Source organism: Serratia sp. JUb9 (assembly GCF_014298095.1).
Lineage (GTDB): Bacteria > Pseudomonadota > Gammaproteobacteria > Enterobacterales > Enterobacteriaceae > Serratia_B > Serratia_B rhizosphaerae.
Genome location: NZ_CP060416.1, coordinates 3,358,413 through 3,378,150, shown reverse-complemented (window position 1 = coordinate 3,378,150; position 19,738 = coordinate 3,358,413). Strand labels below are relative to the sequence as shown.

The following is a 19,738-nucleotide window of genomic DNA, read 5'->3' as shown; positions in this document are numbered from 1 at the left end:
AGGAGAGGTTGTTTAGGTTTGCAGCGTTTTCCGCGTGCTTTCACGCTTAAGTATTTTTACTGACACCATGATGATTAACAAAGTAGCTAATGCTTCGGTGATTATTAGTGAATAGGATGCGCCTGTGGCACCGAAGTATTTAATCATAAAATAGATATGACAGCAGTGCGTTGCAGAGCAAATAACATATATTCTCTGTAGTTGTTTATCGTAACTGTTCGCGAGTAAATAGAGCTGTGCCAGGACGATGGCCGGAGGAATAATCAGTAGCAACGCGGACAGTAGGGATAAGATGTGGGCCGCGGCGATAAATTTCTCACCGAAAAGTATGGTGATGATTTGCATAGAAAAGAAGTTAAGTACGATGAAGCTGCAGGCGCCAAAAGCTAAGCTGCATACCAGAACGAGCATGATGATTTTGTTACGCTTTATCCACTCTGAGGCATTATAACGGCAGATGATGGGGTATGCAGCCTGACAGAGGGGGGCCATGACCGCAAGCCCGGAACGAACCAGGCGCTCAGCGGCGCCGTACAGCCCGGCGACGACCGGCCCAGAAATCAGCCCTAGCAGGATAGTATTACTGGCTGAATAAACCATGGTAATAGAGTTTGCGACAAATATAGGCCATCCTTCCTTTAAGTTCGCCGCTACTTCTGCCGGATGGCAGCGGGGCAGGCCGATGTGGTACCTTTTGAACACCCAGTATAGCAGGACTAATGAAGCTAACAGGTTGGGAAATGCCAGTAACAAAGCGGCACTGTTTTTGGTGATGGGCAATATAAGGAACAATGCCAGCGTCACAAGGCGAGATAACAGCGTGATCATTGCACCTGCCGCCATTTTGCCAACACCTTGCAGGAGCCAATAGGGCGATAGCATGGACGCGATAATGAGTAGCGATGAGATTAGCATGTAATCACTTAGCTGATTAAGTTTCGCCCAAAACATAGTCATCATAAAAATGATGAATAAAGCAGCTGCGGCCAGCGTAAGTTTGGCCAGAGTGATATTATAGAAGGTGCGGCCAAGCTGGCTATGGTTGTCCATTTTTGACACCGTTCTTACGGCTGAAAAGTTAAAGCCGTAGTCGACAAAAATGGAGAAATAAAAACCGACCATATAACAAAATAAAATGTTACCAAATTCGCTGACGCCGATACTGCGCCCAATTAAGGGAAAAACCAGTAGAGGGAAGATGAAGTTCCCCCCCTGTACAAGCAATAGGGACGCATAGTTTTTGACCAGAGGCTGATTAATATATTTAATCATGCATCTATGGCCTTGTCTGTGTTCATTTTTTTGCTTTTGCTAACGTTGAAGCTCTTTAACCAGTCAATTTTCATGTAGGCTTTGAACAACAGCAGTAGAAGTACGTTGACCACCACGGTGGAATAGTAGAAGTGGTTATCAAACACCATAAACAATGTCGCCATGCAAAAATAGCTATACAGCAGCATGTTGGTCATCGTTCTTCGTTGCTGAACGCGTTGATAAAGCGTCATCCCTACGAGGGTAAACAGCAGCATAAAGCCTGCCACGCCCGCCACGCCAAAATCCATATAGGGTTTTTGCATAAAGGTCATGATATTGATCCAGTCGTACCCACCCATTTTGACCAGATCCAGGGTTTCATCAGGCATAAAATATTTGCTGATAAAGCGGAAGGTACCTGTCAGCAGCATGCGCCCATCTCTGAAGTCATTGTGTTCGTCAAAATAGATCACCATCTTGTTGAACGCATGCATCTCTGTGCTGAGATTGATCCAGACTGACATCATCTGCGGCGGCAGCGTCATTGTCGGCTTGAAATTTTGGCGTAGTTGCTTGGTTTTCTCTTCTGCCTGGTGAGCATCAAGGGTATGGGTATTTACCGTATTATAAATGGTTGCGTAATAGTCGCTGCCGCTGGACGGTGCTTGACCCTCGGATGTCGTCTGATGTTGTTGAACGTAAATCTGCGTTCTGACAAGAGGGATGGTGACCATTAAGGCAGCAACCGTGATCAGTATTGCTGTGCCAGTGATGGCGACAGATTTTTTATTCTCTTTTGCAAACTGATATTGAATTAAAGTATAAAAAAGGCTGGTTATTACAGGGATGAATATATTTATCCTGCCGCCAAGAAGTATCAGTAATATTAAGTAGGCTACGCTAAAAAATAAATACCCATATTTTTTTGTCTGAATCGTATAGGCTGTGTTGAATATAATAAAGAATGTAGGGATAACCATCAGTGTCATTAGAGGGTTGCTAATGACATGTGGCATGATGTTCGCGCGTGCGTTGTCATCGAATAGAGGAATGCTGCCTATCTTATTAATTGCATAATAATAAATAATTATTTCTACTGATAAACAAATGATGTTTGACCAGAATATGGTTTTAGCTGAGATAGTATAACTGTTCTGCTGTTTTTCCTTCGGTAGGATACGGCCATGACGCAGCATGAAGGCCGCAACGATGGCATAAAATACCAGGATAACGCTAAACAGCGTGAGCCAGGTTGAGTTGGCAAAACTATCTTGTTCAATCAATGTCAATTTTGCTTGGCTGCAGCCGATCATGAATAAAAACATACTCATAAATATGGATGCAGGATTATATATGTTTTTGAAATAATAACTAAAAAACAAAAAATTAACGATGCCGGCAATCGCAAAGCTTTTACTCACTGCGTTGACCGGCAATATCAAGAGTCCGGCGATACCGGCAAGCCCCAGCCCTGCGAGAGCATAGCGGCCCAATGCATTAGTTACCATCTTGTTTTTCCTCTCGGAAATTGTCGATTATAGGAAGTTCACGGATGCACTTTTTATTTAGCTTTCGGCGATCTGGGTCGAAAAACCATCCCCACTTGTTAAAGTAGCTAATGGCCGAAGAAATATGGTAACGCATTAATTTAAAACTTTTATATGAGCCTTTAGCAAAGCCGTGCGTTACCGTGGCGCCGGAACAAAATATCGGTTTCTCATAACGCAGCGCTTTGCGGCAGAGGTCGATATCCTCCAGGTACATGAAATAACGTGGATCAAAACCTTCGATCTGTTTAAGCAGGCCGGATTCAATAAACATAAAGCACCCCGAGAGCGCTGGGGCAAAGAAATTTTTATTGTAATCAGCCGCATGCAACTCATAAGATTTGTCCAGAATGCGAGATAATGACGGTACAAACCGGCGCAGGAATAAATGCGCCGGCGTTGGTAACAGGCGACAGACCCGTTGCTCTTCACCATTGGGATAAATGATACGCGGAGCCAAAAAACGGTGCTGACCTTGCTCTGCAAAATCAAAGAGTTTTTTTACTGTACCGGGAGAGAACTCAATATCAGGATTACAGATAATAAAATATCTGCACTCGTCGAGGAAAACGGCCATAGCTTGATTATGCCCATGACCAAAACCAGCGTTCCTATCCGACTTAATGTAGGTGATTCGCGGATTGTTTAATTGATCGGCCCAGCCACAGCCAGCATTGTCAACGAGCACGATGGTTTCAATCAGATCTTCTGCTAACAGCGAGTTTAGCGTAGGCAGAATATCTTCTTTGCTGTGTTTATATAAAACAACAGACGCAACGATCTGTTTTTTTGCTTCTGCTACGTTCATTTTAAACAGATCCCATCCTTAAACGCACGGTACCATGTCGCCAGGTGCGTTTTTTTGTTCGGTTGAGTCAAGACTAACAGGGTCTGATGCAGGCTATTAAAAATATTCTCTCTGACCTTTACCAGTAGAGGGATATGCGGCATTTTGCAAAGGTATAATCCGTTGCGTAAACGGTAATACCTGCGAAACGCCGAATGCATCGGAATATGCCATGCCAAGAGCTTGATTGCTCTGTCGCCGATCGCATGCGACATTCTGGCCGATGTTGCGGCATATATTTTATAACCTTTCGCCACAGCTCGTAAGCACCATTCAGTATCAACATAATCAATGAATAGAGTTTCATTCATCATGCCAATGTCTTTTAGTGCGTTCATCGGGATCAGTGAACCGGAAGAGATAATCATGCTTACTTCAAACGGATTTTTCTTCTGCTGAGGATTAATTTTATTGCGCCATCCGAAGCGATTGACCTTAATTAATGGATAGTAGAAGCCATAGCGTGAGTCGGTAAATACTGGGCCGATTGCTGCGATCTTGTTAGAGGCTGAAACTTGGTGATAGTCGTGCAGCAGACCAGCGATAAAATGATCGTCGATGCGGCTGTCCTGATCAAAAAAGACAATTAACTCAGCTAGATGAATCTGATGAGCTTGCTCAATACCGATATTTTGTGCACGGGCAATCCCCAGGTTGTCATCAAGACGAACCACGGTTGCGATTTCTTGTAGTTGGTTAACAACCTCAGGATTCAAGGAGCCATTATCCACTAATACACTAGGAATATTCTGGTTCTTTAGTTCTTGTAGTAATGTTCTCAGGTTACCCAATTCTGGGTGATATGAGACGATCACCGCAGCGACCTTATCCGCAACTGCTGGTACTTCCGGTTGAGTTAAAGCTGAATCGCTAGCTTGCTGCTCAGACACTACGCTCTCCACTTGAATTCGGTACTCATTATAATCGTCGGTTTTGTTCGTGTGCTATCTGAACCCCGGACGCAATTAAGCTGAGGATTCTAACAGCCAACCCACATTGAGCAAATAAGAAAACTTTAATGTTATTAACTTGTTCGCCGAGAATATTGGCAACCTTTTGAACTGTATGATTTTGCTCCCTTAATTTTTTTGTATACATTTTGTTATGCAGAAAATGCTGAATTGTAGGATCGGGCATCCGGCCTATCGCACCAATCACTACCCACCACCCGCAAACCTGAGTTAACATGTGGGCCACATCACAAAACCTGTTAGCCGAGAGCTGTTAGCAGGGTTATCTTCAGACAGGAGTTACTAAATGTCCAAGCAACAAATCGGCGTTGTCGGCATGGCGGTAATGGGCCGCAATCTGGCACTGAACATCGAGAGCCGTGGCTACACCGTTTCCATCTTCAACCGTTCAGGCGATAAGACTGACGAAGTGATTGCTGAGAACCCAGGCAAAAACCTGGCGCCTTACTACAGCGTTGAAGAGTTTGTTGAATCGCTGGAAAAACCGCGCCGCATTTTGCTGATGGTAAAAGCGGGCGAAGCGACCGATAAGACCATTGCTTCCCTGACTCCGCACCTGGATAAAGGTGACATCCTGATCGACGGCGGCAACACCTACTATCAGGACACCATTCGTCGTAACCGCGAGCTGTCTGACCAGGGCTTCAACTTTATCGGCACCGGCGTTTCCGGTGGTGAAGAGGGCGCGCTGAAAGGGCCTTCCATCATGCCTGGCGGCCAGAAAGAAGCTTACGAGCTGGTTGCGCCAATCCTTGAGAAGATCGCTGCCGTCGCCGAAGGCGAGCCTTGCGTGACCTACATTGGCGCAGACGGTGCCGGTCACTATGTGAAAATGGTGCACAACGGCATCGAATACGGTGATATGCAGCTGATTGCCGAAGCCTACTCGCTGCTGAAGCAGGCGCTGAACCTGAGCAACGAAGAGCTGGCGGATACCTTTGCCGAGTGGAACAAAGGTGAGCTGAACAGCTACCTGATCGACATCACCAAAGACATCTTCACTAAAAAAGATGAAGAAGGTAAATACCTGGTTGATGTGATCCTGGATGAAGCGGCAAACAAAGGCACCGGTAAGTGGACCAGCCAGAGCTCGCTGGATCTGGGTGAACCGCTGTCGCTGATCACCGAATCCGTCTTCGCGCGTTACCTGTCCTCACTGAAAGAGCAGCGCGTTGCTGCTTCTAAAGTGCTGACCGGCCCGCAGGTTGCGGCCTTCAGCGGTGATAAAGCCGAGTTTATCGAGAAAGTACGTCGCGCACTGTACCTGGGCAAAATCGTTTCCTATGCACAGGGCTTCTCTCAGCTGAAAGCGGCTTCCAAAGAGAACAACTGGGATCTGAACTACGGCGAAATCGCCAAGATCTTCCGTGCCGGCTGCATCATCCGCGCCCAGTTCCTGCAGAAAATCACCGATGCTTACGCGGAAAATGCCGATATCGCCAACCTGCTGCTGGCGCCGTACTTCAAGCAGATTGCCGACGACTATCAGCAGGCGCTGCGTGACGTGGTTTCTTATGCGGTACAGAATGGCATCCCTACGCCGACCTTCTCCGCGGCTATCGCGTACTACGACAGCTACCGTTCTGCGGTGCTGCCGGCTAACCTGATCCAGGCTCAGCGCGATTACTTCGGTGCGCATACCTACAAACGTATCGACAAAGAAGGCGTGTTCCACACCGAGTGGATGGAATAATCGTCACTTTTGCTGCCGGGGCCTCGTGCCCCGGCTGATAAAAAAGCCGCAGCGGTTTAATCCTCTGCGGCTTTTTCTTTATCTGGACTTTTGCGTGCTTATTTTGCGTGACGCTCGCGCAGCCGGCCGATCACCGTGCTCAGATCCAACTGTTGGTCCTGCAGCAGCACCAGCAGGTGATAAATCAGATCCGAGGCCTCGTTGGTCAGCTCCTCGCGGTCATTCACCGTCGCCGCCAGCGCGGTTTCCACGCCTTCTTCGCCCACTTTCTGCGCGATGCGCTTGGTGCCGCTGGCGTACAGGCTGGCGGTATACGAGCTTTGCGGGTCGGCATCCTTGCGCGCCGCCAGCAGCTGTTCCAGCTGATACAGGAAGGTCCAGTCGCTGGCCGCCGGGTGGAAGCAGCTGCTGTTGCCCAGATGGCAGGTCGGGCCGATAGGCTGCGCCAGAATCAGCAGCGTATCGTTATCGCAGTCCGGCGTGATGCTGACCACGTTGAGGAAATGCCCGGAGCTTTCGCCCTTGGTCCACAGGCGCTGTTTGGTGCGGGAGTAAAAGGTCACCTTGCCGCTGGCTTCGGTGGCTGCCAGCGCTTCCCGGTTCATATAGCCCAGCATCAGCACCTCGCCGGAAACGGCGTGCTGTACGATGACCGGCATCAGGTTATCGGTTTTTTCCCAGTCCAGCCGGGCTTTCTGTTGTTCGGTTAACACACGCGAATCTCCACGCCGTTATCGGCCAGGAACCGTTTCAGTTCGCCGATATTGATGATTTGTTTATGGAACACCGATGCCGCCAGCGCGCCGTCGACGTTGGCGTCGCGGAAGGCCTCCAGGAAGTGGGCCATGGTGCCGGCGCCGCCGGAGGCGATCAGCGGCACGTTGCACACTTCACGTACGCGGCGCAGTTGTTCCAGATCGTAGCCGTTGCGAACGCCGTCCTGGTTCATCATGTTGAGCACGATTTCCCCGGCGCCCAGCTTTTGCACTTCCTGCACCCAGTCCAGCGTCTCCCACTGGGTGACGCGGGTACGGCTTTCATCGCCGGTATATTGGTTGACGTGGTACTTACCGCTGTTTTCGTCATACCAGGTGTCGATGCCAACGACGATGCACTGCACGCCAAAGCGTTCGGCCAGCCGGCCGATCAGGCTCGGATCCGCCAGCGCCGGCGAGTTGATGGAGATCTTGTCGGCGCCGAACGACAGGATCTGGCTGGCGTCATCGGCACTTTTAATGCCGCCGGCGACGCAGAAGGGGATATCGATCACTTCCGCTACGCGCGACACCCAGCTTTTATCCACCACGCGGCCGTCGCTGGAGGCGGTAATATCATAGAACACCAGTTCGTCTGCGCCTTCTGCGGCATAGCGCTGCGCCAGCGGCACGATATCGCCGATGATCTCGTGGTTGCGGAACTGCACGCCTTTCACCACTTGCCCGTCTTTCACATCCAGACAGGGAATTATCCGTTTTGCCAGCATGCGATGGCCTCCTCAACGCTAAATTTACCTTCCAGCAGCGCCCGGCCGACGATAACACCTTCCACGCCGCTGTCGCGCAACGCCGCGATATCATCCAGCCCGCCGATGCCGCCGGAAGCCTGGAAGGCCACCTGCGGGTAGCGACGGCTGATTTCCTGGTACAGCGCCACGTTGGAGCCGGCCAGGGTGCCGTCGCGTGAAATATCGGTGCACAGCACGTGTTTCAGGCCGTAGGGCAGAAACTGCTCGACCACCTGCTCCAGCGTGGCGTCAGAGTTTTCCTGCCAGCCGCTGATTGCCACCTGCTTGCTGCCGGCAGCGTCGATACGCACATCCAGCGCCAGTACCAGCGCATCCGCGCCGTAACGTTCAAACCAGCTTTGCACCAGCGCCGGCTGTTTCACGGCGGTGGAGCCAATCACCACGCGGCTGGCGCCGGCTTCCAGCAGGGATGCCACGTCCTGTTCACTGCGGATGCCGCCGCCGACCTGTACCGGCACCGTTACGCCGTCCAGCAGCTGACGCAGCAGCGGCAGCTGACGGGCGCTCGGATCTTTCGCTCCGGTGAGATCCACCAGGTGCAGCACCTGCGCGCCCTGTTGCTGATAATCCTGCAGGCGCGGCAACGGATCGCTGCCGTAGTCGCGCTGCTGGCCGTAATCGCCCTGATGCAGGCGTACCACCTTGCCGTCGATCAAATCCAATGCGGGGATAATCATGCTGCCTACATCTCCAGAAAGTTTTTCATTAACTGCGCGCCGGCGGCTCCAGAACGTTCTGGGTGAAACTGCACGCCGAAGAAGTTGTCTTTTTGCACGGCGGCGGTGAAGGGCGCGCCGTAGTCCGCTTGGGCGATAGTGTTTGCACATACCGGCATCGCATAGCTGTGGACGAAGTAAAAATAGGCGTCGTCATCGATGCCGCGGAACAGGTGGCTGCCGGCCCGGGCGGAAACCTGGTTCCAGCCCATATGCGGCAACGGCAGGCCGCCGGCGTGCATCTGTTTCACCTGCGTGTCGATCACTCCCAGCGTGTTGACGCCGCCGTTTTCTTCGCTGCTGTCCGCCAGCAGCTGCATGCCGAGGCAGATGCCCAGCACCGGTTGGGTACAGGCTTTGATAAGTTCAATCAGTTCGCGCTGCGCCAGCTGCTCCATCGCGGCTTTGGCGGTGCCGACGCCGGGCAGAAACAGCTTGTCGGCGCGCAGCACGATCTCCGGGTCGCGGCTGACTTCAGGCTGGTAACCCAGCCGCCTGACCGCATAGTTGACCGAAGAGAGGTTGGCGCAGCCGGTATCCAGAATGACCACGTTCATCACAGCACTCCTTTCGAGCTGGGCAGCGTATTGCCGTCCACGCGAATCGCCTGGCGCAGGGTGCGGCCAAAGGCTTTAAACAGGCTTTCAGCCCGGTGGTGATCGTTTTTGCCTTTGGTTTTCAGGTGCAGCGTGCAGCCCATGGTGTAGGAGAGCGAACGGAAAAAGTGTTCGATCATCTCGGTGCTTAAATCGCCGACGCGCTGATAGTTGAACTCGGCCTTATATTCCAGGTGCGGCCGGCCGGAGATATCCATGGCGCAGCGCGCCAGGCACTCGTCCATCGGCAGCATAAAGCCGAAACGAGCGATGCCGCGCTTGTCGCCCAGCGCCTTGTGCAGCGCTTCACCCAGCGCCAGCGCGGTATCTTCCACCGTGTGGTGATCGTCGATATACAGATCGCCGTTGACCTGAATGTTCATGCGGAAGCCGCCGTGGGTGGCGATCTGATCCAGCATATGATCGAAGAAACCGACGCCGGTCTTGATCTTGCTGTCGCCTTCGCGATCCAGCCAGACATCCACTTCGATCTGCGTTTCTTTGGTCGCGCGGTTAACGTGCGCATGGCGATCGCGCTGGGTCAGCTGGCGGGTAATCGCCGGCCAGTCCAGAGCGCCGCGCTGGTACAAAAGCCCCTGAATGCCCATATTTTCCGCCAGTTGGATATCGGTCTGGCGGTCGCCGATCACATAGCTGTGTTCGCTATCGACCACGCCCGGCTGCAGGTAACGTTCCACCAGCGCGGTCTTTGGCTTGCGGCACTCGCAGTTGTCCGCCGGCAGATGCGGGCAGATCAGCACCTCTTCAAAGCGAATCCCTTGCGAGCTCAGGAGCTGCATCATCAGGTTGTGCGGCGGATCGAACGTTTCCTGCGGGAAACTGGCGGTGCCGAGCCCGTCCTGATTGGTGATCATCACCAGGGTATAGCCTGCCGCCTGCAGTGCCAGCAGGGAAGGGATCACCGCCGGCTCCAGCGCCAGCTTATCCAGGCGATCGACCTGGAAATCTTCAGGGGGTTCGGCGATCAGCGTGCCGTCGCGGTCAATAAACAGATATTTCTGGCTCACAGTGGCTCCTGGCGAGTCGTGGTGGTTCCGGGCAGCGGGCGCAGCGCGTCAATCACGCGCTGGCATTCATCTTGGGTGCCTATGGTGATGCGCAGGCAGCCGGACAGCCCAGGCTGTTTGTTTTGGTCTCGTAAGATAATGCCCTGATCCCACAAGGTTTTAAACACATTGCTGGCGGCGGTGAAGCGTACCAGCAAATAATTGCTGTCGCTGGTGAAGACCTGTTCGACGCAGTCGCACGCTTCCAGCGCTTGCTGTAGCCACAGACGGTTGCCGGCAATCTCGCCGACGCGCTGACGCATCAGGCGCAGGCCTTCGGCGCTGAGCGCCTGGGCGGCGATATCCGCTACCGGGCTGGAGAGCGGGTAGGGGGCGATCACCTTCAGCAGCAGAGCGATCAGATCCGGGTTCGCCAGCGTAAAGCCGCAGCGCAGTCCGGCCAGCGCAAAGGCTTTGGACAGGGTGCGCAGGATCGCCAGGTGCGGATAATCACTGAGCCAGCCGGCTACGCTGGCCTGCGGGCAAAACTCGATATAGGCTTCGTCAACCGCCACAATGGCTTTGCCTTTGGCCATCTCCAGCAGCGCACGCAGCGAATCCGGGTCCAGCAGGTTGCCGGTCGGGTTGTTCGGGCTGCAGACATAAATCAGTTTGACGCCGTCGAGGTTGGCGGCAATCGCCGGCAGATCGAGCTGCCACGCTGCCGTGGTTTGCACGGTGCGGCGCTCGACGCCAAAGGTTTCGGCGCTGACGCCGTACATGCCGTAGGTCGGCGGGCAATATAAAACGGCGTCTTTCCCCGGTTCGCAGAAGGCGCGAATCAGCAGTTCGATACTCTCATCCGCGCCGCGGCTGACCAGCACCTGATCCGGGCTGACGCCGGCATACTCGGCATAGCGGGCGATCACCTGCGCCGGCTGACACTCCGGGTAGCGGTTCAGGTTTGCGGCTGCCGGCTGAAAGTCGGGCGCCAGCGGATATTCATTGGCGTTGAGCCACACGTCGCCGCTGCCGCCGAGACGGCGCGCCGACTGGTAGGGCGTCAGATCGCGCACGTTCTGGCGCGCCAGATTTTCAATGCTCATGCTTGCTCCTTCAGTGCGGCGACGCGCAGGGTCACGGCGTTTTTGTGGGCGATCAGCTGTTCGGCGGCGGCCAGCCGCTCAATGGTGGCGGCCAGATTCATAAAGCCCTGCGGCGTCAGTTCCTGCACCGTCATGCGCTTTTGGAAATCCGCCAGCCCCAGGCTGGAGCAGGTGGCGGTGTAACCGTAGGTCGGCAGCACGTGGTTGGTGCCGGAGGCGTAATCGCCAGCGGATTCCGGCGACCAGTCGCCGAGAAACACCGAGCCGGCGCTGGTAATGCTGTCGACCAGATCGCGCGCGTTGCGCGTCTGAATGATCAGGTGCTCCGGGCCGTAGCGGTTGCTGATGCTGACGCATTCGGCCAGATCGCGCGCCACAATCAGACGGCTGGTGGCCAGCGCCTGACGGGCGGTTTCCGCACGCGGCAGCGCCGCCAGCTGCTGTTCCACCGCTTCCGCCACCGCCCGCGCCATCGCGGCGTCCGGCGTCAGCAGAATCACCTGCGAATCCGGGCCGTGCTCCGCCTGCGACAGCAGATCGGAGGCGACGAACGCCGGCGTGGCGCCGCCGTCGGCGATCACCAGCACTTCTGACGGGCCGGCCGGCATATCGATCGCCGCGCCGTCGAGACGCTGGCTGACCTGGCGTTTGGCTTCGGTGACGAAGGCGTTGCCCGGCCCGAAGATTTTATCGACCTGCGGTACGGACTCGGTGCCGAACGCCATGGCGGCAATCGCCTGCGCGCCGCCGACCTGAAACACTTCCTGCACGCCGCACAGCTGCGCCGCATACAGAATCTCATCGGCGATCGGCGGCGGCGAGCACAGCACCACGCGGCGGCAGCCGGCGATGCGCGCCGGGGTTGCCAGCATCAGCACGGTGGAAAACAGCGGCGCGGAGCCGCCGGGAATATAGAGGCCGACCGAATCAATCGGCCGAGTCACCTGCTGACAGCGCACGCCAGGCTGGGTTTCAACATCAACCGGCGGCAGTTGCTGCGCATTGTGGAAGGTGGTCACGTTGCCGACGGCGACGGCCATCGCCTGCTTGATATCATCATCTAACCGGGCGGCGGCCGCGGCAATCTGCTGCGGCGTGACGCGCAGGGCGTCGACCTCGACGCTGTCAAACTTGGCGCTGTACTCGCGCAGGGCGCGGTCGCCGTTGCTTTTTACATTGTCGAGGATGCCGCGCACCGTGGCGCTGATACTGTCCGAGGCGGAAATTGCCGGACGCATCAGCAGGGCATCGCGCTGTTCGGCGCTGCAGTCGGCCCAGTTGATGGGGGTATTGAAGTCAGCCATGGCGTTACTCCATCATCTTTTCGATTGGCAGCACCAGAATCGAGCTGGCGCCGAGCGCCTTCAGCTTCTCCATGGTTTCCCAGAACAGGGTCTCGCTGCTGACCATGTGCATCGCCACGCGGTTCTGCGCGCCGGCCAGCGGCAGAATGGTCGGGCGCTCGGCGCCCGGCAGCAGCGCAACGATCTCTTCCAGACGTTCGCTTGGCGCGTGCAGCATGATGTATTTGGATTCCCGCGCTTGGATCACGCCCTGAATACGGGTCATCAGGCGGTCGATCAACTGCTGCTTGGCGGCCGGCATGTCGCCGTCGCGCTGAATCAGGCAGGCCTTGGAGCGGTAGATGACTTCGACTTCGCGCAGGCCGTTGGCTTCCAGCGTGGCGCCGGTTGACACCAGATCGCAGATGGCATCCGCCAGGCCGGCGCGCGGCGCGACTTCCACCGAACCGTTCAGCAGGCAGGATTTAAAGCGTACGCCCTGTTTGTCGAGGTACTGTTTCAGCAGGTGCGGGTAAGAGGTGGCGATGCGGGCGTCTTGCAGGCTTTGCGGGCCGGTGTAGTCGGTATCGAGCGGAGCGGCCAGCGACAGGCGGCAACCGCCGAAATCCAGACGGCGCAGGGTGGTATAACGTGGGTCTTCGCCCTGTGCGCGGCGGGTCAGCAGCTCTTCTTCCAGTACGTTTTCACCAATGATGCCGAGGTCAACCACGCCGTCCATCACCAGGCCGGGAATATCGTCATCACGCACCCGCAGAATATCGATCGGCATGTTTTCCGCGAAGGCGATCAGGCGTTGCTGCTGCAGGTTGATTTTAATCCCGCAGCGCGCCAGCAGCTCCTGCGACTCGTCGCTCAGGCGGCCCGACTTCTGCATGGCGATTCGTAAGCGTGTTTTGTCCAGCATGGTAACCTCTGTTTAATCTGTAATTTTATGAATTTATTGTAAAAAATACTTTTCTGTCTGTCCGGGGGCAAAAAAAAACCCTCGGAAGAAATCTTCCGAGGGCTCTCTCTTACAATCTGCGCGCCGCTGGAAGATTTAAAAACCGTCTCCCAGCACTCATCGCCTGAAAGACTAGTCAGGATGATGGTGATGATGGTGGCTGAACTGAATGCGCGTCATGTGTAATCTCGTTTTAGGTCATGAATAACTGAATTGCTAATTAACCTAAACTATAGGTTATGGAGAGCGCAACTCTTTTTTACGGTCATAAATTTAATTTATTGAAACAGGTTCAGTTATTAGCTATACGCCGGTTGACCTAACCCGACAGGGCGCTGATTGCCACGCTGCCGCGACTGGCGTAGCCTTGATAACCGAAGTGCGCCGTAATCTTCAGGAGAGGAAGAGATGAAAAAAGTCGCCATTGTTGGCCTTGGCTGGCTGGGCATGCCGTTGGCACTGTCATTGATAAGCCGCGGGTTTGAGGTGGTGGGCAGTAAAACCACCCCGGACGGCGTGGAAGCCGCGCGTATGAGCGGTATTGAGTGCTATCCGCTGGCGCTGACGCCGGAATTGGAATGCGAGCCGGACGACCTGGATGCGCTGCTGCAGGTCGATGCGCTGGTAATCACGCTGCCGGCGCGCCGCACCGTTGAAGGCAGTGAAAACTACTTCAACGCGGTGCGCATGCTGGTGGACAGTGCGATGGCCTACGGCGTGTCGCGGATTATTTTCACCAGCTCAACCTCGGTGTACGGCGACGCCGCCGGCATGCTGAGTGAGGATTCGCCCGTCAATCCGATAAGCCCTTCTGGCCGCGTGCTGGCGGGGCTGGAGCGCTGGCTGCATGAGTTGCCCAATACTTCGGTGGACATTCTACGCCTGGCCGGGCTGGTGGGCGCAGAGCGCCATCCGGGCCGTTTTCTGGCCGGTAAGGTGGAAGTGAAAGGCGGTTCGCAGGGGGTCAACCTGGTGCATCAGGATGATGTGATTGCCGCTATTCAGCTGCTGCTGACGTTGCCGCAGGGCGGGCATATTTATAACCTGTGCGCGCCGCGCCACCCGCAGAAACGCGAGTTTTATCCTCAGTTGGCGGCGCAATTGCAGCTTACGCCGCCGCAGTTCGCGGCAGAAGCGGATCAGCCGGCGCGGCTGGTGGACGGCAGCCGGATTTGCCGGGAACTGGGGTTTGTTTATCAGCACCCGGATCCGGCGCGGATGCCGGTCAGCTAAGCGTGCCGCCTTGGCGCTGCAGATCCTCCAGCAGCGCCGTCAGGGCATCCTCCGTCGGCTGCGGGCGGGTCGCCAGGCTGAGCGTCGCCTGATAGCTCAGCGGCGGGCCGCCAAGCTGGCGCAGCTCGCCCCGTTCCACCCAGCGTGCGGCGTAGTGCGTGGGCAGGTAGCCGACATATTCGCCGCTGAGGATCAGATGCACCACGCTCTCCATATGGAAGGCGACGGCGCCGAGATCGGCGGGCGCCAGCGGGCACAGCTGCTGCGCCAGCAGATAGCCGCGCTGTATCCAGCGTGCATTCTCGATTTGTTCCCGGCCGGGGTTGGGCTGGGTAAATAACGGATGATCGCTGCTGCAGTAAACCGCCTGCGTTTCCGCCAGCCAGGGGCGGTAGCTCAACGCCGCCAACTGCTGGCCGAAATAGCCGATGCCCAGATCCAGCTGGCGGTTCAATAATCCCTGTTCAATTTCGCCCGGCGAGCAGATGCGGCAGTGCAGCTGCACGTCCTGCCGGCGCTGCAAAAACTGTTTGAGCGCCTGGCTGAAGGGGCTGCCGGGCAGCGACGCCAGGTTATCGACCAGCCCGATCTGCAGATCGCCGGTCAGCAGGCCGTTCAGCGACTGGCTGACGCGGGTGAAATCACGGGCGGCGCTGAACAGCGTCCGGCAGGCGATCAGAATACGTTCTCCCTTGGGAGTGAGCATAAACCCCGAACGCCCGCGCTGGCACAGGCGAAAGCCAAGGCGGGTTTCCAGCGTGGAGAGGTGGGTGCTGATGGTCGACTGATTCATCTGCAACGGTTCCTGCGCGGCGCTGACGCCCTGCGCCTGCGCCACCGCGACAAATACCCGCAACAGTTTGAGATCGATATCGCTAAGATTGGTCAGCATCGCCCCTCCGCTCGCCACCGCGTTTAACCATCAAATAACATCCTCATCAGTGCTGAAAACCCCGCCCCAAGCGTCTTCTTATGTCATATAACGGAAATGAAAAGCAATAAGACGTTATAAAGCATCGATTTTATCAATGCTTACATTGGTATCTGAGGATGGTAACTCGCCGATACGCCGGTTAGCGTGTGAATGTTACTTAAATGTTGCAATTACAGCGCTAATGTGAGGAGAAACTATGTTCAACCAACCCCAGGGCGGCAATGAGATGCCGCGCTTTGCCGGCACCCCGACCATGATGCGCCTGCCGGCCGCCGAGAGCGCGCAGGGACTGGATGCGGCGTTTGTCGGCGTGCCGCTGGATATCGGCACCTCGAACCGCAGCGGCACGCGTTACGGGCCGCGGCAGATTCGCCAGGAGTCGGTGATGATGCGCCCGTACAACATGGGCACCGGCGCGGCGCCGTTCGAGCGGCTGCAGGTGGCCGACCTGGGCGATGTGGCCACCAATCCGTATAACCTGGCGGACAGCGTGCGGCGCATCGAACAGGCCTACGACGCCATCATACAGCATGGCTGCATTCCGTTGACGCTGGGCGGCGACCATACGCTGACGCTGCCGATCCTGCGCGCGATGGCGCGCCGGCACGGGCCGGTGGGGCTGATTCATGTGGATGCGCATGCCGATACCAACGACAGCATGTTCGGCGAACAGCTGGCGCACGGCACGACGTTTCGCCGCGCCCATGAAGAGGGGCTGCTGGACGCGCGCCGGGTGGTGCAGATTGGCCTGCGCGGCAGCGGTTACGCGGCCGATGACTTCGACTGGTCGAGCCGTCAGGGGTTCCGCGTGGTGCAGGCGCAGCAGTGCTGGCACCGCTCGCTGGAGGGGCTGATGGCGGAAGTGCGTGAGCAAATGGGCGACGGTGCGGTGTATCTCAGCTTTGATATCGACGGCCTGGATCCGGCATTTGCGCCGGGCACCGGCACGCCGGAAGTGGGCGGGCTGTCGGTCTGGCAAGGGCTGGAAATTGTGCGCGGTTGCCGCGGGCTTTCGCTGGTGGGCGGCGATCTGGTCGAGGTTTCTCCGCCGTATGACAGTTCCGGCAATACCGCGCTGCTGGCGGCGAATTTGCTGTACGAGATGCTGTGCGTGCTGCCGGGGCAGTGAGCCGGCAGCCGTTACGGGCGGAAAACCCATATCTATCCTGATAAGACGAGGGGTCTATGAATCTCGATCTGTTGACCATCGCCATCTATTTTCTGGTTATCGGCGCGGTGGGCTGGCTAGGCATACGCAAAGCCGCCACCAAAGAGGATTATCTGGTTGCCGGGCGCAATCTGGGGCCGGGGCTGTATCTCGGCACGCTGTCTGCGGTGGTACTGGGCGGCGCGTCCACCATCGGCAGCGTCAAGCTGGGTTACAGCTACGGCATTTCCGGCGTTTGGCTGTGCGCATCGCTGGGGGCGGGCATCGTGGTGCTGAGCACCCTGCTGGCCAAACCGTTGCTGCAGCTGAAGGTGTATACCGTTAGCCAGGTGTTCGCCCGGCGTTATCACCCGGCAGCGCGGGTGACCAGCGCGGTGATTATGCTGGCCTACGATCTGATGGTGGCGGTCACCTCGGCGATTGCCATCGGCAGTGTAATGCAGGTGATGTTCGGCCTGTCGCTGGTGACGGCGATTCTGCTGGGCGGCGGCGTGGTGGTACTGTATTCCACGCTGGGCGGCATGTGGTCGCTGACGCTGACCGATATTATTCAGTTTATCATTATGACCGTCGGCATGATGCTGGTGCTGCTGCCGATGAGCATCGGTAAAGCCGGCGGCTGGCAGGCGTTCAGCCAGCGCCTGCCGGACAGCTATTACCAGCTGTCGTCGATCGGCGGCGATACCATCATCCTGTTCTTTATGATCTATTTCTTCGGCATTTTAATCGGGCAGGATATCTGGCAGCGGGTCTTTACCGCCCGCAGTCCGACGGTGGCGCGCTACGCCGGCCTGGGGGCTGGCATTTACTGCGTGCTGTACGGCGTGTGCGGCGCATTGATCGGCATGGCGGGAAAAATCGTGCTGCCGTCGCTGGAGAATGCCGACGGCGCTTTTGCCGCCATTACGCAGGCGGTACTGCCGGCCGGGGTCAGCGGGCTGGTGGCCGCCGCCGCGTTGGCGGCGCTGATGTCCACCGCCAGCGCCTGCCTGCTGGCGTCCGCCACCATTACGCTGGAGGACGTCTTGCCGGTGATTCGGCGGCGTCCGGCGGCCGGCCTGCGCAGCGGGCGCTGGATCACCTTGCTGATGGGCGTACTGATGCTGGGGCTGGCGCTGTTGGTGCACGATGTGCTGGCGGCGCTGACGCTGGCCTATAACCTGTTGGTGGGCGGCATGCTGGTACCGTTGGTGGGGGCGATTTTCTGGCCGCGGGCCACCAGCGCCGGCGCGATAGCCAGCATGTTGGCGGGCAGCCTGACGGCGATTGGCTTTATGTGTTATCAGGGCATACAGGCGAACAGCCCGATTTACGGCGGCCTGATCGCCGGCGCGTTGGCGTTTGTGATCGGCAGTCTGGCGACGCGGCCGCAGACGGCGGCGGGGCAGGCGATTTTGTCCAAGTAAGCGACGGAGCGGGGCGGCGTTGGATGATGCCGCCCCGTATCGTTAAGGTCAGACGCGGCTGCCCCACAGATCATAGTCGTCGGCGTGGTCGATTTTCACCTTGACGATATCGCCCACGTTCACGTCGGTTTCGCCGTTCAGGTACACCACGCCGTCGATCTCCGGCGCATCGGCCATACTGCGGCCAATCGCACCTTCCGAGTCGACCTCATCGATCAGCACCAGCAGTTCGCGGCCCACTTTTTCCTGCAGGCGCTGCGCCGAGATCTGCTGCTGCAGCTGCATAAAGCGGTGGTAGCGTGCCTCTTTGACCTCTTCCGGCACCGGGTCCGCCAGTTCGTTGGCTGCGGCGCCTTCCACCGGGCTGTACTTGAAGCAGCCGACGCGGTCCAGCCTGGCCTGCTGCAGGAAGTCGAGCAGCAGCTGGAAATCCTCTTCGGTTTCCCCCGGGAAGCCGACGATAAAGGTGGAGCGCAGCGTCAGTTCCGGGCAGATCTCACGCCAGCGCTTGATGCGCTCCAGCGTGCGTTCGACCGCGCCCGGACGCTTCATCAGCCTGAGGATTTTCGGGCTGGCGTGCTGCAGGGGAATATCCAGATACGGCAAAATCTTGCCGGCGGCCATCAGCGGGATCACCTCGTCCACGTGCGGGTACGGGTAGACATAGTGCAGACGCACCCAGACGCCGAGGCCGGCCAGCTGTTCGCACAGGCTGACCATGCTGGTTTTGACCGGCTGGCCGTTCCAGAAGCCGGTGCGCTGTTTGACGTCCGCGCCGTAGGCCGAGGTGTCCTGGGAGATCACCAGCAACTCTTTGACGCCGGCGTCTACCAGACGTTTGGCTTCATCCAGCACCGAGCCGATAGGACGGCTGTCGAGATCGCCGCGCATCGACGGAATAATGCAGAAGGTGCAGCGGTGGTTGCAGCCTTCGGAGATTTTCAGGTAGGCGTAGTGCTTCGGCGTCAGTTTGACGCCCTGCGCCGGTATCAGGCTGGTGAACGGGTTATGCGGCGGCTTCGGCACATAGTGATGAACGTGCGACAAAACCTGCTCGTAGCTGTGCGGCCCGGTAATTTCCAACACCTTGGGATGCACTTCGCGGATTTGGTCTTCTTTGGCGCCGAGGCAGCCGGTGACGATCACCTTGCCGTTCTCATGCAGTGCTTCGCCGATGGCTTCCAGCGATTCTTGCACCGCGCTGTCGATAAAGCCGCAGGTATTGACGATCACCAGCTCGGCGTCATCGTAACGCGGCACCACCTGATAGCCTTCGTTACGCAGTTCAGTGAGGATGCGTTCCGAATCCACCAGGTTTTTTGGGCAACCTAACGAAAGAAATCCAACTTTAGGCGGCTTGCTTGCTACATTGCTCATAGGTCAAAAATAAATCGTTATTATGGTTAGGTTGCGGGATTTTACACCAGGTTAAAAATAAAGCTCCAGTTCTATCTGCAGTGGGCTAAGTGGGCGTCAGGCTTAGAGAAA

The 19,738-nt window shown here is 56.7% G+C and carries 19 protein-coding genes and 1 other annotated feature; of the genes, 4 read left to right on the top strand and 15 right to left on the bottom strand.

From position 1 onward, the window contains the following. Positions 1-12 precede the first annotated feature (12 nt). The 4 genes from HF675_RS15935 to HF675_RS15920 are packed head-to-tail and all read right to left on the bottom strand — an operon-like array spanning position 13 to position 4,538. Complete coding sequence (locus tag HF675_RS15935; RefSeq protein ID WP_187043388.1) at positions 13-1,272, bottom strand: oligosaccharide flippase family protein; 1,260 nt, start codon at positions 1,270-1,272, stop codon at positions 13-15. Beyond that, positions 1,269-2,762 (bottom strand): oligosaccharide repeat unit polymerase, encoded by a 1,494-nt coding sequence (locus HF675_RS15930; RefSeq protein WP_187043387.1) that lies wholly within the window; start codon positions 2,760-2,762, stop codon positions 1,269-1,271. Before HF675_RS15930 ends, HF675_RS15935 begins: the two co-directional genes overlap by 4 nt. After that, positions 2,752-3,609 carry a glycosyltransferase gene (locus HF675_RS15925; protein WP_187043386.1) on the bottom strand — a complete coding sequence of 286 codons (858 nt, stop codon included), beginning with the start codon at positions 3,607-3,609 and terminating at the stop codon, positions 2,752-2,754. Before HF675_RS15925 ends, HF675_RS15930 begins: the two co-directional genes overlap by 11 nt. Then, positions 3,606-4,538: a glycosyltransferase family 2 protein gene (locus tag HF675_RS15920; protein WP_187043385.1), complete on the bottom strand. Its 933-nt coding sequence runs from the start codon at positions 4,536-4,538 to the stop codon at positions 3,606-3,608. Before HF675_RS15920 ends, HF675_RS15925 begins: the two co-directional genes overlap by 4 nt. Positions 4,539-4,905: 367 nt before the next feature. Between HF675_RS15920 and gndA the strand changes: the two genes are divergently transcribed. Then, complete coding sequence (gene gndA / locus HF675_RS15915) at positions 4,906-6,312, top strand: NADP-dependent phosphogluconate dehydrogenase (RefSeq protein WP_105230444.1); 1,407 nt, start codon at positions 4,906-4,908, stop codon at positions 6,310-6,312. A gap of 98 nt (positions 6,313-6,410) precedes the next feature. Here gndA and hisIE read toward each other — a convergent pair whose 3' ends face one another. The 9 genes from hisIE to hisL form a co-directional block, all read right to left on the bottom strand. After that, positions 6,411-7,025: a bifunctional phosphoribosyl-AMP cyclohydrolase/phosphoribosyl-ATP diphosphatase HisIE gene (gene hisIE, locus HF675_RS15910; RefSeq protein WP_105230445.1), complete on the bottom strand. Its 615-nt coding sequence runs from the start codon at positions 7,023-7,025 to the stop codon at positions 6,411-6,413. Further along, positions 7,019-7,795 carry an imidazole glycerol phosphate synthase subunit HisF gene (hisF, locus tag HF675_RS15905; protein WP_111737438.1) on the bottom strand — a complete coding sequence of 259 codons (777 nt, stop codon included), beginning with the start codon at positions 7,793-7,795 and terminating at the stop codon, positions 7,019-7,021. Before hisF ends, hisIE begins: the two co-directional genes overlap by 7 nt. Next, positions 7,777-8,514 carry a 1-(5-phosphoribosyl)-5-[(5-phosphoribosylamino)methylideneamino]imidazole-4-carboxamide isomerase gene (gene hisA / locus HF675_RS15900; RefSeq protein WP_105230447.1) on the bottom strand — a complete coding sequence of 246 codons (738 nt, stop codon included), beginning with the start codon at positions 8,512-8,514 and terminating at the stop codon, positions 7,777-7,779. The genes hisF and hisA overlap by 19 nt, the downstream gene beginning before the upstream one ends. A gap of 5 nt (positions 8,515-8,519) precedes the next feature. Further along, the gene (gene hisH / locus HF675_RS15895) at positions 8,520-9,110 is read right to left on the bottom strand and encodes an imidazole glycerol phosphate synthase subunit HisH (protein WP_187043384.1); all 591 of its coding nucleotides are present in this window, start codon (positions 9,108-9,110) and stop codon (positions 8,520-8,522) included. Then, complete coding sequence (gene hisB / locus HF675_RS15890; protein ID WP_105230449.1) at positions 9,110-10,177, bottom strand: bifunctional histidinol-phosphatase/imidazoleglycerol-phosphate dehydratase HisB; 1,068 nt, start codon at positions 10,175-10,177, stop codon at positions 9,110-9,112. The genes hisH and hisB overlap by 1 nt, the downstream gene beginning before the upstream one ends. Next, positions 10,174-11,262 (bottom strand): histidinol-phosphate transaminase, encoded by a 1,089-nt coding sequence (hisC, locus tag HF675_RS15885; RefSeq protein WP_187043383.1) that lies wholly within the window; start codon positions 11,260-11,262, stop codon positions 10,174-10,176. The genes hisB and hisC overlap by 4 nt, the downstream gene beginning before the upstream one ends. Then, complete coding sequence (gene hisD, locus HF675_RS15880) at positions 11,259-12,566, bottom strand: histidinol dehydrogenase (RefSeq protein ID WP_187043382.1); 1,308 nt, start codon at positions 12,564-12,566, stop codon at positions 11,259-11,261. The genes hisC and hisD overlap by 4 nt, the downstream gene beginning before the upstream one ends. A 4-nt stretch (positions 12,567-12,570) precedes the next feature. Next, entirely contained in the window at positions 12,571-13,470 is a 900-nt protein-coding gene (gene hisG / locus HF675_RS15875; protein ID WP_105230452.1) for an ATP phosphoribosyltransferase, read from the bottom strand. A 69-nt stretch (positions 13,471-13,539) separates the two neighbouring features. Next, positions 13,540-13,666: a sequence feature (His leader region), on the bottom strand. Beyond that, entirely contained in the window at positions 13,642-13,689 is a 48-nt protein-coding gene (hisL, locus tag HF675_RS15870) for a his operon leader peptide (protein ID WP_101495319.1), read from the bottom strand. It overlaps the preceding feature by 25 nt. 228 nt (positions 13,690-13,917) lie before the next feature. Between hisL and HF675_RS15865 the strand changes: the two genes are divergently transcribed. Beyond that, positions 13,918-14,742: an SDR family oxidoreductase gene (locus HF675_RS15865; protein ID WP_187043381.1), complete on the top strand. Its 825-nt coding sequence runs from the start codon at positions 13,918-13,920 to the stop codon at positions 14,740-14,742. Here HF675_RS15865 and HF675_RS15860 read toward each other — a convergent pair. Next, positions 14,735-15,634, bottom strand: coding sequence for a LysR family transcriptional regulator (locus HF675_RS15860; RefSeq protein ID WP_105230454.1), 900 nt, complete (start codon positions 15,632-15,634; stop codon positions 14,735-14,737). The two genes, HF675_RS15865 and HF675_RS15860, sit on opposite strands and share 8 nt — an antisense overlap. A gap of 238 nt (positions 15,635-15,872) precedes the next feature. On the opposite strand from HF675_RS15860, the gene speB reads away from it, so the two are divergent. Both speB and HF675_RS15850 read left to right on the top strand, forming a co-directional pair. Further along, positions 15,873-16,805: an agmatinase gene (gene speB / locus HF675_RS15855; protein ID WP_105230455.1), complete on the top strand. Its 933-nt coding sequence runs from the start codon at positions 15,873-15,875 to the stop codon at positions 16,803-16,805. A 56-nt stretch (positions 16,806-16,861) separates the two neighbouring features. After that, a complete protein-coding gene (locus HF675_RS15850) occupies positions 16,862-18,250 on the top strand; it encodes a sodium:solute symporter (protein ID WP_105230456.1) in 1,389 nt (462 codons plus the stop codon). Positions 18,251-18,298: 48 nt separating this feature from the next. Here the strand turns inward: HF675_RS15850 and rimO are convergent, their stop codons facing one another. After that, positions 18,299-19,627, bottom strand: a complete 1,329-nt coding sequence (gene rimO, locus HF675_RS15845) for a 30S ribosomal protein S12 methylthiotransferase RimO (RefSeq protein WP_187043380.1) — start codon at positions 19,625-19,627, stop codon at positions 18,299-18,301. Between the last annotated feature and the right edge of the window lie 111 nt (positions 19,628-19,738).

Bases quoted from the DNA above. Each gene is read 5' to 3' on its own strand.
- HF675_RS15930 (WP_187043387.1), bottom strand. From the start codon at position 2,762: ATGGTAACTAATGCATTGGGCCGCTATGCTCTCGCAGGGCTGGGGCTT.
- HF675_RS15865 (WP_187043381.1), top strand. From the start codon at position 13,918: ATGAAAAAAGTCGCCATTGTTGGCCTTGGCTGGCTGGGCATGCCGTTG.
- speB (WP_105230455.1), top strand. From the start codon at position 15,873: ATGTTCAACCAACCCCAGGGCGGCAATGAGATGCCGCGCTTTGCCGGC.
- hisH (WP_187043384.1), bottom strand. From the start codon at position 9,110: ATGAACGTGGTCATTCTGGATACCGGCTGCGCCAACCTCTCTTCGGTC.
- hisF (WP_111737438.1), bottom strand. From the start codon at position 7,795: ATGCTGGCAAAACGGATAATTCCCTGTCTGGATGTGAAAGACGGGCAA.
- gndA (WP_105230444.1), top strand. From the start codon at position 4,906: ATGTCCAAGCAACAAATCGGCGTTGTCGGCATGGCGGTAATGGGCCGC.
- HF675_RS15925 (WP_187043386.1), bottom strand. From the start codon at position 3,609: ATGAACGTAGCAGAAGCAAAAAAACAGATCGTTGCGTCTGTTGTTTTA.
- hisG (WP_105230452.1), bottom strand. From the start codon at position 13,470: ATGCTGGACAAAACACGCTTACGAATCGCCATGCAGAAGTCGGGCCGC.
- hisC (WP_187043383.1), bottom strand. From the start codon at position 11,262: ATGAGCATTGAAAATCTGGCGCGCCAGAACGTGCGCGATCTGACGCCC.
- HF675_RS15850 (WP_105230456.1), top strand. From the start codon at position 16,862: ATGAATCTCGATCTGTTGACCATCGCCATCTATTTTCTGGTTATCGGC.
- HF675_RS15860 (WP_105230454.1), bottom strand. From the start codon at position 15,634: ATGCTGACCAATCTTAGCGATATCGATCTCAAACTGTTGCGGGTATTT.
- hisD (WP_187043382.1), bottom strand. From the start codon at position 12,566: ATGGCTGACTTCAATACCCCCATCAACTGGGCCGACTGCAGCGCCGAA.
- hisA (WP_105230447.1), bottom strand. From the start codon at position 8,514: ATGATTATCCCCGCATTGGATTTGATCGACGGCAAGGTGGTACGCCTG.
- HF675_RS15935 (WP_187043388.1), bottom strand. From the start codon at position 1,272: ATGATTAAATATATTAATCAGCCTCTGGTCAAAAACTATGCGTCCCTA.
- rimO (WP_187043380.1), bottom strand. From the start codon at position 19,627: ATGAGCAATGTAGCAAGCAAGCCGCCTAAAGTTGGATTTCTTTCGTTA.